The following is a 12,673-nucleotide window of genomic DNA, read 5'->3' as shown; positions in this document are numbered from 1 at the left end:
TGGTCGACCGCGACGGCCGGCCGGGGATCGAGGTGCCGTCGGGCCGGTATGCCTTCCGCAGCGGGATCGGGTGACGGGCGCGGCTCATCGATCAGCCGGCGAGCGGAAAGGCCAGCACCGCCATGCCGACCAGCGTCATCACCACGCACACCAGGGCCGCGGGCACCAGGGTGAAGCGCTGGTGATCGGCGAGCTCGACGCCGGCAAGGCTGACGAGCAGATAGGTCGAGGGGACGAGCGGGCTGAGCATGTGCACCGGCTGGCCCATCAGCGCCGCGCGGGCGATCGCCATCGGCGCGACGCCGTAATGCGCCCCCGCCTCGGCGAGGATCGGCAGCATGCCGAAATAGAAAGCGTCGTTCGAAATGAAGAAGGTGAAGGGCAGGCTGAGCGCCGCGGTGATCGGCGCCATATAGGGGCCGAGCGCCGACGGGATCAGCCCGACCACTGTCTTGCTCATCGCCGCGACCATCCCGGTCCCCGACAGGATGCCGGTGAAGATACCCGCCGCGAAGATCAGCGACACCACCGACAGGGCATTGCCGGCATGGGCGGTGATCCGCGCCTTCTGCTCGGCGACCTGGGGATAATTGACCAGCATCGCCACCGCGAAGGCGAGCATCATCAGCACCGACAGCGGCAACAGGCCGAGCACCAGCCCGGCGAGCAGCGCGATCGTCAGCGCGGCATTGAACCACCGGAGCCTGGGCCGGCGCGCCTCCGGCCATTGCGACACCGCCATCGCCGGCGCGTCGCCCGATTGGGGCTGGCGGACGATCCCGATCCGCGCGCGCTCGCGCCGCCCCAATATCAGCGCGAGCGCGACCAGCGCGGCGAGGCCGGCGATCATGCCGGGGATCAGCGGCAGGAACAGCGCCGCCGGGTCGAGCTTGAGCGCGCTCGCCGCGCGCGCGGTCGGGCCGCCCCAGGGCGTCAGGTTCATGATGCCGCTGGTCGTCATCAGCAGGCAGCACAGGTACAGACGGTTCATGCCATAGCGGCGGTAGAGCGGCAGCATGGCGGCGATGGTGATGATATAGGCGGTCGAGCCGTCGCCATCGAGGCTGACGAGCGCGCAGAGCAGCACCGATCCGACCAGGATCCTGAGCGGATCGCCATGGACGAGGCGGAGCAGCCGGTTGACCAGCGGATCGAACAGCCCGGTATCGGTCATCGTCGAGAAGAACAGGATGGCGAACAGCAGCATGACGCCGGTCGGCGCGAGCGCGGTGATGCCGTCGATCATCATCGCGCCGACGCCGCTGGCGAAGCCGGCGATCAGCGCGAAGACGGTCGGCACGACGATCAGCGCGACGAGCGGCGTCATCCGCTTGGTCATGATGAGCGTCATGAAGGTGGCGACCATCAGGAAGCCGAGCAGGGCGAGGTTCATCGCAGGAAGGTCCGTCTTGGTGGAAGATCAGCGGGGCGCGCTATCGCCGCCAGGCTTCGGGGGGAGAGCGCCGCATCGTCGGTGCTACAGATGGCGCGGGGGCGACGGCCCGACCTTCCACGACGGGATCGGATCGGTCGCTTGTGGAACCGGCTGCGTTGCGATCGGCCGTGGGCGCAGAGAAGCATCGTGACGGGATCGGCCATGGTTCGAGATGATGCTTACGGCCGATCGGATGGGTCGACACGATGGCGCCCCGGTCTCGGGCACATCGCTGACGGTGGAGACGATCTCTCCCTTATAGGACGCGCCGTGCTTGCGATGGTCTCGTCGGTGAGATTTCCGGCCTCGCGCGATTGACCATGCCGTGGGCCCGCAGTGCCGGACGAGGGGCACGGCCTATCCGAAGGCATACGGAAGCGGCTGGCCTCAGCGCGCGCGACGGACCGCCGGCAGCACCTCGCACACCGCCGCCCCGCCCAGGCCGACCGTCGGCGCATCGGGATGTTCGCGCTTGGCGACGGCGGCGGCGAAGCGCGGATTGTCGGCGCGGCGATATTGGAAATGCGGTCGGCCGGCGGCCGGCATATCGCTGGCGAGCCGCACCGACACGATGCCGGTGCGCTCGGCCGGATCGGCATAGACACCCATCGGTGCGTCGCTGCGCGGCAGGGCCGACAGATAGCCCATGCCGTCGACGATCCGCCCGACGACGGTGTAATTGCGATCGAGCCGCCGCGCCGATTGGCCGATCGGCGTGAACAGCTCGGCGCCCGAGCCGGTGCTGGGCAGGGCATCGCGCGCGACGCCGACCATGCCATAGCAATGCGTCAGCCACGCCTGCCGCCCGTTGGTCGCGACCGGCCAGCCATCGGCGGTGATCCCGCTCGCGCTCGAATAGCTGTCCGCCTTGGCGAGGCGTACGGCGGGCTGGAAGCCGGCGATCTCGAATTCGGCGGCGGGGTGATCGGTGATCCCGGCGGGCAGCGGCTTTTTCTCGGTCGCATCGCCCCATTGCGCGACCCAATTCTCCTGCACGCGATAGACGCTCGCATCGTCCCACCAGCGCGCCCGCGCCAGCGCACGGATGTTGGCGACATGGGCCGGTGCGAAGGCGGGGGCGAGGCGGATGACGACCTGCTTGCCCGAGGCGAGCGTCATCACCAGCAGCTCGTCATCGGGGACCGCCTGCCAGTCCGCGTCGATCGGATCGGCGGGCGTGGCGGCAGCGGCTTGCAGCGGCGCGGCGGCGAGGAGCAGGCTGATCATGGCCGCAAGATTGGCGCAAGGCGACGGATCACGCAATCACTTGCGAGCCGGCCCGGGAGCGGCTAGGCGCGCTGCTCCAGGACATGCGGAGCGGTGGCCGAGTGGTCGAAGGCGCTCGCCTGGAAAGTGAGTATACGTCAAAAGCGTATCGAGGGTTCGAATCCCTCCCGCTCCGCCAAAAACCGTTGTTTTACAATGGTTTAGCAACCATCACGGCAAGCTGTCCGCCATAATGTCCACCTTCATTGACGTGCCTGTTCAGGGCCGAAGCAAGCTGAAGCGCGGGATCGCTAGCGGTTTCCAGTTCGGGTTCATTAGGATCGCGGGCGGCGCTTTCGGCGGCATCATCGCTAGCAATTCGCCGGGCCGCGAAAAGCGACCGTGCGGTAGCTTGTCCTTTGGAAAGCCATAGACGTTAGGTTCGGCCATTGCGATCGTGAAGAAGTGAATATTCGAGTGGAAGTGCGTAAGTGCGGCGACGATGCTCTTGTCGTCGGAGTTGAAGCGGTAATCGAATTGGCCGCTCGCGCTCTTCCGGCGTCCTTGCTTCAATGTTGAATGAACCGGCAGTATTTGGAGGAAATGGCCTGCTGTTTCTCCCGACAATCCATTGTTGAGAAACCACATTGCATGGAGCCCGCCGGTCAGCGGCAAGGGGGAGCCCACATGTTCATTGTATAGGGACATGCCAAGCTTAGCCGCCCAAACGTCTAGCAGTGCTTTACCGATTGCGCCGACATGCGTTTCCGCGAGTGGGATTAGCAGCCCGCCGGGCGTTCGCATGATCGTGTCACGCGAGTTTCCGTCGTTGAAGAGTTCAGCGGAGAATCCCGGCGCGCCTTGTTCAGCCGCAGCAAGGTATTTAACGGCCTCTTGAACTTGCCACGTATCCGTGTCGTCTCCGAAGCGATCGATGCGCGCGAGAAATGCGACGGCGCTATCGGCCGCGTTAGTCCCGTTATTGCATTGTTTGCAGCTTGGGAATTCGAGTCCGCTTGGCCGATCCTTCGCTCGAAAGAGCGCCTTTGACGGCATATGCTCGACGGTTTTCGCAGGGTTCGCACAATAAATGCAGCGTGGGTTTCCAGCCAAAAATTTCGGCTGCGCGGCGGCTCTTCCCTCTACCCTTATTTCGGCTCATTCTATGGATGTAGGAAGCCGACGACGCTTCAACGATACCCTAGCTAGCGGCGATTGCGATCAATGAACTAGCCCCGGCGCGGAGGAAGGAAACGCCGGGGCTAGCATTCGCTCACGCTGGCACAGTGCGCGGCGAACCTTCGGTGGTGGCAGTCACCGAAGCTTGGGAAGACGACGCCCGATCTCGGCCCGGTAGAAGGGCGCTAGGGCATAGGTAGGAAGGGCTAGCAGGGGGAAGGTGGCAAGATCGGTGCCCGACGCTCCGGCGGCGCTGACAGCGGCTTCTAGGGGCTGCGCAGGATCGGTGATGGCGACCAGGGCGGCGGGCGGCAACGTGCCTTCCTCGACGCGCCACACGACGCTTTGCAGGCGAGCCCACATTGTGTCCTGACTGGGCGGCGCGGCGGTGACGATGGGGCCTGTATCGACGCCTTCGCATTGTTCAGCCGGGACGAAGATAGGCAACGCCTCTTCGGCAAAGCCGGTCAGCGGCGGTTCGGCGACGGGACTGGTGCTGGCTTGGGCATCTTCACGCGTGAGATCCTGCCGTTGGTCAAGGCCCTGCGAGCTGGCGACCGGTTCGCGACGGCTGCGATCATCCGCAAGACCTCGCCGCTGCTTGACCGCGACGCCCTGCGAGATGCCGGCGAGGCGCAGCAGGGTCGGCTCGATCGGGCGAAAGGAGCCTGTGCGGGGCTGCTGGCGCTGGTCGACGGGCAACCCCCGGCGAGCCTGCGCGACGTGCTGCGCTATGTTGCCGAGCACCGGTTGTTCACCGTGCCGGACGTGCTGCTACCCTTCGCCACCGCCGACCCCGATCCGGCAGACGAGGACGACGCGGACGAGAACGAAGAAGAAGTCGACAACAAGAGCGAGACCGCCGCCTGGCGGCAGGCGCTTGAGGCGCCGTTCGATCAGGTCGACAAATATGACCGCTATGTCCGCGGCGTTTCGCAGTTCGACACCCATCAGGGCGTGAAGGGCTTGGAGTTTCCACGAGTAATGGTCGTCATCAGCGACGAGGAGGCTCGCGGATTCTTGTTCAACTATGACAAGCTGTTCGGTGCCAAGGGTAAGAGCAAGACCGATCTCGACAACGAGGCGGCAGGCAAGGAGACGACAATCGATCGTACACGGCGACTTTTCTATGTGACGTGCAGCCGCGCCGAGCGGAGCTTGGCAGTCGTCTATTACGCGGAGAACCCCACAGCATCGCGCGACGCGCTGCTGCAGCAGGGTTGGTTCGCAGAAGATGAAATCGAGGTTGTGGGCTGAGGCCGAGTGTCACAACCGAGCGTTTGTGACACCCGCAAAACAGCAGCTTCCGCTGCCCATGTAAAAGGCTGCCGGTCCGCAATCGGCCCATTTGCTGCCCTGCCGCGCCACCTGAATGGACGTCCGCTTTCGGGAAGCGATAAAGCGGCTGTGAGCGTCCGCATGTGGGTCGTCGCGCTACACATACCGAACGGAAAAATCCGCCCCAACACCGGGCCGAGATCGTATCCGCAGGCATTCTTTTCGGAATTATTGCTTCAATCGCACCATGACGACACCATGAGGTGCGACCGACGCCTCGAAGCGGCCAGAGCGTTTGCCGAGGCTCTTGTGCGCCCAGAGGTCGCGCACCTCCATCCGTACTTTTCGTGGCAAGCCGAGCATTGTCCAGTCGGCGGCGATGGCCGCGGCGGCGTCGCCGCGATTGAACAGCAGCAGGGCACGCCCCCCGTCTGACAGAGGTTTGGACCAAATTTCGCGGTCACCGTCTTTCCACACCCGGTGGCCTTGTATGCCAAGCCGATCCTGATCGACGGCAATGACGTCCGTGTTGAGAAGGATCGCGCGGGTCGCATTGGTCATGCCGACGATATCGTTGCCGGCGATCAGCGGCGCGGCCATGATCGCCCAGAGCGAGAAATGCGAACGATATTCGGTGTCGGTCATGCCGCCGTTCCCTACCTCCAGCATATCGGGATCGTTCCAATGACCCGGTCCGGCGTAGGGCCATAGCGGCTCGTTCATGTCGGCGATCGACGCCACACCCCAGCTATAGCCATAACGGCCAGTCCATTTATCGGTGATGTCGCCGGTCGTGCGCCACATGTTGCCGATCTTGGACGCCCATAGCCACGGCCTCGAATTCCCCCATTCGCACATCGAAAACAGGATATCGCGACCCGACGCACGGAGCGCGTCCGACATGAGCGCATAGGCTTCTTCGGCGTTGCGAACGCCTGTCGAGCACCAGTCATACTTGAGGTAGTCCACGCCCCAGCGTGCATATTGCAGGGCATCTTGATATTCGTGTCCCTGGCTACCCGGACGCCCCCCGCACGTCTTCGTGCCGGCGTCTGAGTAGATGCCGAACTTGAGCCCCTTGGCGTGGATATAGTCCGACAGCGCCTTCATCCCGCTGGGGAAGCGCGTCTTGTCCGCGGTGATGAATCCGTTCGCGTCGCGGGCGCCGTGCCAGCAATCATCGATAACGACATAGTTATACCCGGCGCCCTTCATCCCGTTAGTGGCGATCGCGTCAGCGGCCGCACGGATAGTGGTCTCGTCCACCTTGCAGGCGAACTTGTTCCAGCTGTTCCAGCCCATCGGCGGCTGCTGCGCCAGGCCGTTCGCAGTACGCCTCGGGTCCTTGGACGGTGCCAGCGTATTCGGGTCGGGATCGAGCACCTCTTGTGCCCGAAGCGGAGTGGCCGTGTGAAGCAGCAGAACCGCAGTAATGACGCGGAGCAACACCTTGTTCAGCACGCCGAACCTCTTTCGTTTCCTATGGACTGCACGTGCAGCACCTTCGCACGCAATTCCAGCCTCAACTTTGCAGGCGGCTGCTATCGGAAGGCCGGAAGGAGCAGAAGGGGCTGCGACACCGAAGTGAACGAATGGCCGAAGTTGGGAGGGCTCGGCGTCACCGAGAACGGCCGGTCGTGGGTCTTGTCGCGGGCGACTGTACTGCACGCCGGCTCCTCGTTTACCGGCCAGAGATCGTTAGGGGATAAAGCGCCAACGTGGTAATGAAGGTCATCGTCGCTTCCGCCCTGGGCACCGCGACGGCTGAGAGACCGTCAGCGCTCCCGCTTACCAACGGGAGACGGCTATGCCGCTTATTCGCCGCAATCATCTCGCTCGCGCACGGTTCGAACGGAAGATGGCCGAACTCTCGGCTACCAACATGGCGCGCATCATCCATACCGAGCTTGCCGACCTGCACTGGGCGGCCGGCCACACTCGAACCGGTAGACCGTCGGCGGACGGCGGGTCGGCTTGAGCATGGACGCGCTGCTCGAACGCTCGCCCCTCGGGAACCCTCACACGGACATCCGCGCGGCAGAGGCGTCGCCGCTGTCGCCGGATTTGCTGCGGCGGATGCACGGCTACTGGCGGGCGGCGAACTACCTCTCGGTCGGCCAAATTTACCTGCGCGCCAATCCGTTGCTGGAACGTCCTCTGACGCTGGCCGACATCAAGCCGCGGCTGCTCGGCCATTGGGGCACCACGCCGGGGCTGAACCTCCTCTACGTCCACTTCAACCGCCTGATCGTCGAGCACGACCTCGACATGATCGCGATCATCGGGCCCGGCCATGGCGGCCCCGGCATCGTCGCGCAGACCTATCTCGAAGGCTCCTACACCGAGCGCTACCCCGCAATCGAGCGCAGTCGCGGCGGCATGGAGCGGCTGTTCCGGCAGTTCTCCTGGCCGGGCGGGATCCCGAGCCATGTCGCGCCGGAGACGCCGGGATCGATCCACGAAGGCGGTGAGCTCGGCTATTCGCTCGCCCACGCATACGGCGCCGCGTTCGACAATCCCGACCTGATCGTCGCCTGCGTCATCGGCGACGGCGAAGCAGAGACAGGCGCGCTCGCGGCAAGCTGGCACAGCAACAAGTTCCTCAATCCCGCGCGTGACGGCGCGGTGCTGCCGATCCTGCACCTCAACGGCTTCAAGATCGCCAACCCGACCGTGCTCGCCCGGATCGGCGACGAGGAGCTTGCCAGCCTGCTGCGCGGATACGGTCACGAGCCGTTCTTCGTCGAAGGTGACGACCCGATGTTCGTCCATCAGCAGCTGGCGGGGGCGCTCGACACGGTGCTCGACCATATCCGCACGATCCAGCGCGAGGCCCGGTCGGCCACGCCAAGCGGGTTGCGGCCACGCTGGCCGATGATCGTGCTCCGCACGCCGAAGGGCTGGACCGGGCCGAAAATTGTCGACGGCAAGCCGGTCGAGGGCACCTGGCGCGCACATCAGGTGCCGATCGCCGATTTCGACAATCCTGAGCATCTCGTCCTGCTAGAGGCGTGGATGCGGAGTTATCGCGCCGAAGAGCTGTTCGACGCCACCGGCAAGTTCCGCGAAGAGTTCGCTTCATTGGCGCCGACCGGTCACCGCCGGATGGGCTCCAACCCGCACGCCAATGGCGGGGAGCTGATGCGCTCGCTGGCGCTGCCCAATTTCCGGTCGCACGCCGTCGCGCTCACGGCGCCCGGGGGCGTCAGGGCGCCTGCCACGGCGACGCTCGGCAGCTACCTGAAGGAGGCGATGGCGCTCAACCTGGGCGCGTCGAACATGCGGCTGTTCGGCCCCGACGAGACCGCCTCGAACCGCTTGCAGGCGGTGTACGACGTTACAGGCAAGACGTGGATGGCGGAAACGGAGCCGAACGATACCGACCTTGCTCAGGACGGCCGCGTGATGGAGGTGCTGAGCGAGCATCTCTGCCAGGGCTGGCTGGAGGGCTATCTGTTGACAGGACGCCACGGCCTGTTCTCGTGCTACGAGGCATTCGTCCATATCGTCGACTCGATGGTGAACCAGCACGCGAAGTGGCTGACGACCACGCGCACGATCCCGTGGCGCAAACCGATCGCCTCGCTCAACTACCTGCTGACGTCGCATGTCTGGCGGCAGGATCACAACGGCTCGTCACACCAGGATCCGGGTTTCCTCGACCACGTGGCGAACAAGACGGCCGAGGTCACGCGCATCTACCTGCCGCCCGACGCCAATTGTCTGTTGTCGGTCGCCGATCACTGCCTGCGCAGCCGCAATTATGTAAATGTCATCGTCGCCGGCAAGCAGCCCGAATGGCAGTGGCTGACGATCGACGAGGCGGTGCGCCACTGCACGACCGGTGCCGGCATCTGGGACTGGGCGAGCGACGACGGCGACCCCGATGTGGTGCTTGCCTGTGCCGGCGACGTGCCGACGCTGGAGACGCTCGCGGCAACGACCTTATTGCGGGAGTATGTGCCCGACATCCGCATTCGGGTGGTGAACGTCGTCGACCTCATGGTGCTGCAACCGCAGTCGGAACATCCGCACGGGATGGACGATCGTGCGTTCGACGCGATGTTCACCACCGACCGGCCGGTGATCTTCGCCTTTCACGGCTATCCTTCGCTGGTGCACCGGCTGGCCTACGCCCGTCACGGTCACCACAACTTTCACGTCCGCGGCTACAAGGGCGAGGGTACCACGACGACGCCGTTCGACATGGTCGTCATGAACGACCTTGACCGATACCGGCTCGCACTCGACGCGATCGAGCGCGTGCCGCGCCTGAAGGATCGCGTGCCCGCGGAGACTGCCCGCTACTGGGGGATGATGGAGCGCCACAAGCTCTACGTCGCCGAACAGGGTGACGACCTGCCCGAGGTGCGGGACTGGCAGTGGACACGCTGATCCTGGCGATCAACGGCGGCTCCTCGTCACTGAAATACGGTGCATTCACCGTCGGGAACGACCGGATGGAGACGGTAGTCTCTGGTGCGATCGAGACTGCGCACGATCATAGCTTCGACGGGATCGCGGCGAAGCTAGACAGGTTGCCCGATGCGATCGGCCACCGCGTCGTCCACGGCGGCTCAAAGCTGTTCCGGCCGACGCTGATCGACGACGGTGTCATTGCCGACCTCAAGGCGGCATGCGCGTTTGCGCCCCTGCATGGGCCCGCCGCGCTGGACCTGATCGCGGCGGCGCGGCGCCGCTATCCGGGCACACCGCAGGTCGCCTGTTTCGATACAGGCTTCCACGAACACCTACCGGCGATCGCCGCCGTTCTGCCCGTTCCCAAAGCGCTCCGGACGGTCGGGGTCAGACGCTACGGCTTTCACGGCCTATCCTGTCAGTCGATCGTGCGCCAGCTCGGCGCCGACCTGCCCGAGCGGCTGGTGATCGCGCACCTCGGCAGCGGGGCAAGCGTCACGGCGATCCTGGACGGCGTCTCGGTCGATACCTCGATGGGACTAACTCCCTCGGGGGGCGTCGTGATGGCCACCCGGAGCGGCGATCTCGATCCCGGCCTGCTGATGTTCCTGCTGCGCAAACACGGAATGACGGCTGGTCGGCTCGAGGAGTTGCTCGATCGTGAATCCGGCCTCCTCGGCATCTCGGACCGGAGCGGCGACCTGCAGACACTCCGTCGGCTGGCACCCGCCGCTCCCGACGCCCGGCTTGCCATCGACATCTTCTGCCGATCGGTCGCCAAGCAGATCGCGGCGATGACCGCCAGCCTGGGCGGCATCGACCTGCTCGTCTTCAGCGGTGGCATCGGCGAGCATGATGCCGAGACGCGGAACGCGATATGCGCCGATCTCGCCTGGGCCGGAGTCGCAGAGGGTGCAGATGCGGGGAACGTCAGAGTCTGCTCGGCTGATGAGGAAGAGCAGATCGCGTGGGATGCGTCGAAGCTTATGCGGGCGGACGTCGCGCGTGACACGGCGGCGTGACATCGCCTGCCGGTGGCAGCGCGCCGATTAGCAAATGGCCGAAGTCGGGAAGCCGGCAAGTCGGTCTGAATGTCGTCTTCTGGGTCAAATTGCTGCGACGTGAATCAATCGGCTTGAGCAATTTGCCCTTTAATGAATCTGGCATCAGGGGCATGCTCACATCCCGAATATTGGGCGGGCGCGAGGGCCCGCCTCACATCCATCAAGACAGCGGCGGTTGCCCGTTTGAGGCAGTAAGGCCGCCATCGACTGGCAGGTTCACGCCCGTCACGAAATGCGCATCCTCACTCGCGAGGAACGCGATTACCCCCGCAATGTCGGCGGGCTCGGCACCGCGGCCCAATGGGATGCGTTCTTCGAACTTGGTGATCAACTCGGGCTGCTCCTTCATGCCCGCGGTCAGCGCGGTGTAGGTGAGCGACGGGTTGACCGCGTTGACGCGGACGCCGTGCTTCGCCTCGTCCATCGCCAGCGCACGGGTGAAGTTGCTCACTGCGCCCTTTGCCGCGCAGTAGAAGCTATGGTTCCAGTCGCCGCCCAGCCCGGACACCGACGACACATTGACGATGCAGCCTTTCGATTGGCGCAGATGGGGGATCGCCGCGCGGCTCATGTGAACGACGCCGTAGAGGTCGGTCTCAATCACCTTGGTGAATTCGGCGAAGTCGCCTTCATCGACTTTGCCGAGATGATCGACGCCCGCGTCGTTAACCAGCACGTCTATCCGACCGAAGCGATCGATCGCAGCCTGGACGAGCGTCTCGCATGCAGCGTGATCGGACACGTCGGTCTCGCGGGTTTCGACTGTGCCGTGCAGTTCGCCCGCCAGCTTGTCGAGCGCGGCCTTGTCGATGTCGCCCAATACCAGCGTTGCGCCTTCCTCAGCGAAGCGACGCGCGACCCCTTCACCGATCCCCGAGGCGGCACCCGTGATGACGATGACCTTGTTGGAAAAGCGCGCCATTATGCATTCCCCGCCTGAGCGTCGTGGTTGCCTTGCAGCTTCATGATTGTCCTCTCACTGTCATCAGGACTGGTGTTCAGCTCAGGCTGGAATGTCCTGGATGGTAGCGGTGTTGGCGGCGGCGATGCCGTTCTCACGGTGACGGAAGTCGCTGAGCGCCTGGTAGACCTGCATGCGCGCGCGCATCACGCCGCCCAGCGGGCGATGGACCTCAAGGCTATGGGCCGGGCGGAACGTCATCACTTCGTCGAAGTAGCGGACGCGGTCGGGGCCATAGGCCGACTGCCGCGGCAATCGGATCGTGGCGACGGTACGATATGGGCTTTCGCTTGTCGGCCAATCGACGGAGGTGTCCTCGATCGGCTGCGTCTCGGCATCGGTCCACAGCTGCGCCCGAAGCTCGAACACCGCATCCTTGCCCTCGAAGTACTCGACCGAGGCATGGCGGAAGCCATCCTCATCCTGATGCGGGTCGAGCTGCCAATCGGCGAGCGCATGTTGCTCGGCTGAAACGGGAAAGGCCCCGATCTTCGCGACATGGTCGCCGTAGCGCACCGGGCACTGGCTGAAATATTCCTCGACCAGCGGGTGGCTGAAGGGGTGGCCATAGAAGTCCAGCGTCGGGCTCGGACCCGCACCGACCGCATTCAGTACCTTGTTGATGTTGCGGGCGACGGAGGCGGCCGCACTCTTCACCCCTTCGGGCATGGGCACCGTCAGCCCAATCTTCTTGGCTTGCGAGAGGAAGCCCGCGGCGGTCCCCGCCGGGAAGGTCGTACCGCTGGCGAGGACGAAGTCCTGCGTCGGCGCGTCATGGCCAGGCAGCTTCGTGCCCTCGACACCGAATACCTTGATCGACATGCCGCGATGGGTTGAGACGCGGTCGCCGAGCTTCTCACCGGGGCCTTGCGCAAAACGGACGGCGACATCGAACGTGCCTGGATCTGCGAAGAGGCCCTGTGCCAGCTCGGGCGGCAACCCGGGCGCAACGATGAGCTTGCCGATCACACAGGCCGTGCTCTTGGCATGGCTCGCCCGTACCGCATGCCCGTCGCGCTTCTCGACGGTCTGGCTCTCCTGGGTCATGCCCTGGATGATGCCGTTGATGCTGTCCTGTTCGTCGGTCTCCGGTGTTTCGATGTCGGGCGAATAGCGTAGATAGGTCATGGG

The 12,673-nt window shown here is 64.8% G+C and carries 10 protein-coding genes and 1 tRNA gene; 4 read left to right on the top strand and 7 right to left on the bottom strand.

All coding sequences use genetic code 11. The features are described 5' to 3' along the window. Nucleotides 1–91: 91 nt before the first annotated feature. Together BW41_RS12405 and BW41_RS12400 are read right to left on the bottom strand one after the other, a co-directional pair. The gene (locus BW41_RS12405; protein ID WP_037534823.1) at nt 92–1,393 is read right to left on the bottom strand and encodes a CitMHS family transporter; all 1,302 of its coding nucleotides are present in this window, start codon (nt 1,391–1,393) and stop codon (nt 92–94) included. 429 nt (nt 1,394–1,822) lie between these two features. Beyond that, nucleotides 1,823–2,662 carry a peptidylprolyl isomerase gene (locus tag BW41_RS12400; protein ID WP_037534822.1) on the bottom strand — a complete coding sequence of 280 codons (840 nt, stop codon included), beginning with the start codon at nt 2,660–2,662 and terminating at the stop codon, nt 1,823–1,825. Nucleotides 2,663–2,749: 87 nt separating this feature from the next. On the opposite strand from BW41_RS12400, the gene BW41_RS12395 reads away from it, so the two are divergent. After that, nucleotides 2,750–2,840, top strand: a tRNA-Ser gene (locus BW41_RS12395). 80 nt (nt 2,841–2,920) lie between these two features. Here BW41_RS12395 and BW41_RS20995 read toward each other — a convergent pair. Further along, nucleotides 2,921–3,754: a hypothetical protein gene (locus BW41_RS20995; RefSeq protein WP_152542300.1), complete on the bottom strand. Its 834-nt coding sequence runs from the start codon at nt 3,752–3,754 to the stop codon at nt 2,921–2,923. Nucleotides 3,755–3,955: 201 nt separating this feature from the next. Beyond that, nucleotides 3,956–4,267 carry a hypothetical protein gene (locus tag BW41_RS12390; protein WP_152542298.1) on the bottom strand — a complete coding sequence of 104 codons (312 nt, stop codon included), beginning with the start codon at nt 4,265–4,267 and terminating at the stop codon, nt 3,956–3,958. 54 nt (nt 4,268–4,321) lie between these two features. Between BW41_RS12390 and BW41_RS12385 the strand changes: the two genes are divergently transcribed. Further along, the gene (locus BW41_RS12385) at nt 4,322–5,077 is read left to right on the top strand and encodes a hypothetical protein (RefSeq protein ID WP_051583474.1); all 756 of its coding nucleotides are present in this window, start codon (nt 4,322–4,324) and stop codon (nt 5,075–5,077) included. 249 nt (nt 5,078–5,326) lie between these two features. Here BW41_RS12385 and BW41_RS12380 read toward each other — a convergent pair whose 3' ends face one another. After that, nucleotides 5,327–6,559 (bottom strand): glycoside hydrolase family 27 protein, encoded by a 1,233-nt coding sequence (locus tag BW41_RS12380; RefSeq protein WP_235199749.1) that lies wholly within the window; start codon nt 6,557–6,559, stop codon nt 5,327–5,329. A 519-nt stretch (nt 6,560–7,078) separates the two neighbouring features. Between BW41_RS12380 and BW41_RS12375 the strand changes: the two genes are divergently transcribed. Further along, nucleotides 7,079–9,493, top strand: a complete 2,415-nt coding sequence (locus BW41_RS12375) for a phosphoketolase family protein (protein WP_037534820.1) — start codon at nt 7,079–7,081, stop codon at nt 9,491–9,493. Further along, nucleotides 9,481–10,539 carry an acetate/propionate family kinase gene (locus tag BW41_RS12370; protein ID WP_037534819.1) on the top strand — a complete coding sequence of 353 codons (1,059 nt, stop codon included), beginning with the start codon at nt 9,481–9,483 and terminating at the stop codon, nt 10,537–10,539. Before BW41_RS12375 ends, BW41_RS12370 begins: the two co-directional genes overlap by 13 nt. Nucleotides 10,540–10,741: 202 nt before the next feature. Here BW41_RS12370 and BW41_RS12365 read toward each other — a convergent pair whose 3' ends face one another. Together BW41_RS12365 and BW41_RS12360 are read right to left on the bottom strand one after the other, a co-directional pair. After that, nucleotides 10,742–11,503: an SDR family NAD(P)-dependent oxidoreductase gene (locus BW41_RS12365; RefSeq protein WP_037534818.1), complete on the bottom strand. Its 762-nt coding sequence runs from the start codon at nt 11,501–11,503 to the stop codon at nt 10,742–10,744. Between the two features lie 81 nt (nt 11,504–11,584). Then, nucleotides 11,585–12,670: a catalase family protein gene (locus tag BW41_RS12360; protein WP_037534817.1), complete on the bottom strand. Its 1,086-nt coding sequence runs from the start codon at nt 12,668–12,670 to the stop codon at nt 11,585–11,587. Between the last annotated feature and the right edge of the window lie 3 nt (nt 12,671–12,673).

This window comes from Sphingomonas sp. RIT328 (assembly GCF_000632225.1).
Classification (GTDB): domain Bacteria; phylum Pseudomonadota; class Alphaproteobacteria; order Sphingomonadales; family Sphingomonadaceae; genus Sphingomonas; species Sphingomonas kyungheensis.
This window is presented reverse-complemented; position numbering and strand designations above follow the sequence as displayed.

Bases quoted from the DNA above. Each gene is read 5' to 3' on its own strand.
- BW41_RS12360 (WP_037534817.1), bottom strand. From the start codon at position 12,670: ATGACCTATCTACGCTATTCGCCCGACATCGAAACACCGGAGACCGAC.
- BW41_RS12405 (WP_037534823.1), bottom strand. From the start codon at position 1,393: ATGAACCTCGCCCTGCTCGGCTTCCTGATGGTCGCCACCTTCATGACG.
- BW41_RS12365 (WP_037534818.1), bottom strand. From the start codon at position 11,503: ATGGCGCGCTTTTCCAACAAGGTCATCGTCATCACGGGTGCCGCCTCG.
- BW41_RS12375 (WP_037534820.1), top strand. From the start codon at position 7,079: ATGGACGCGCTGCTCGAACGCTCGCCCCTCGGGAACCCTCACACGGAC.
- BW41_RS12400 (WP_037534822.1), bottom strand. From the start codon at position 2,662: ATGATCAGCCTGCTCCTCGCCGCCGCGCCGCTGCAAGCCGCTGCCGCC.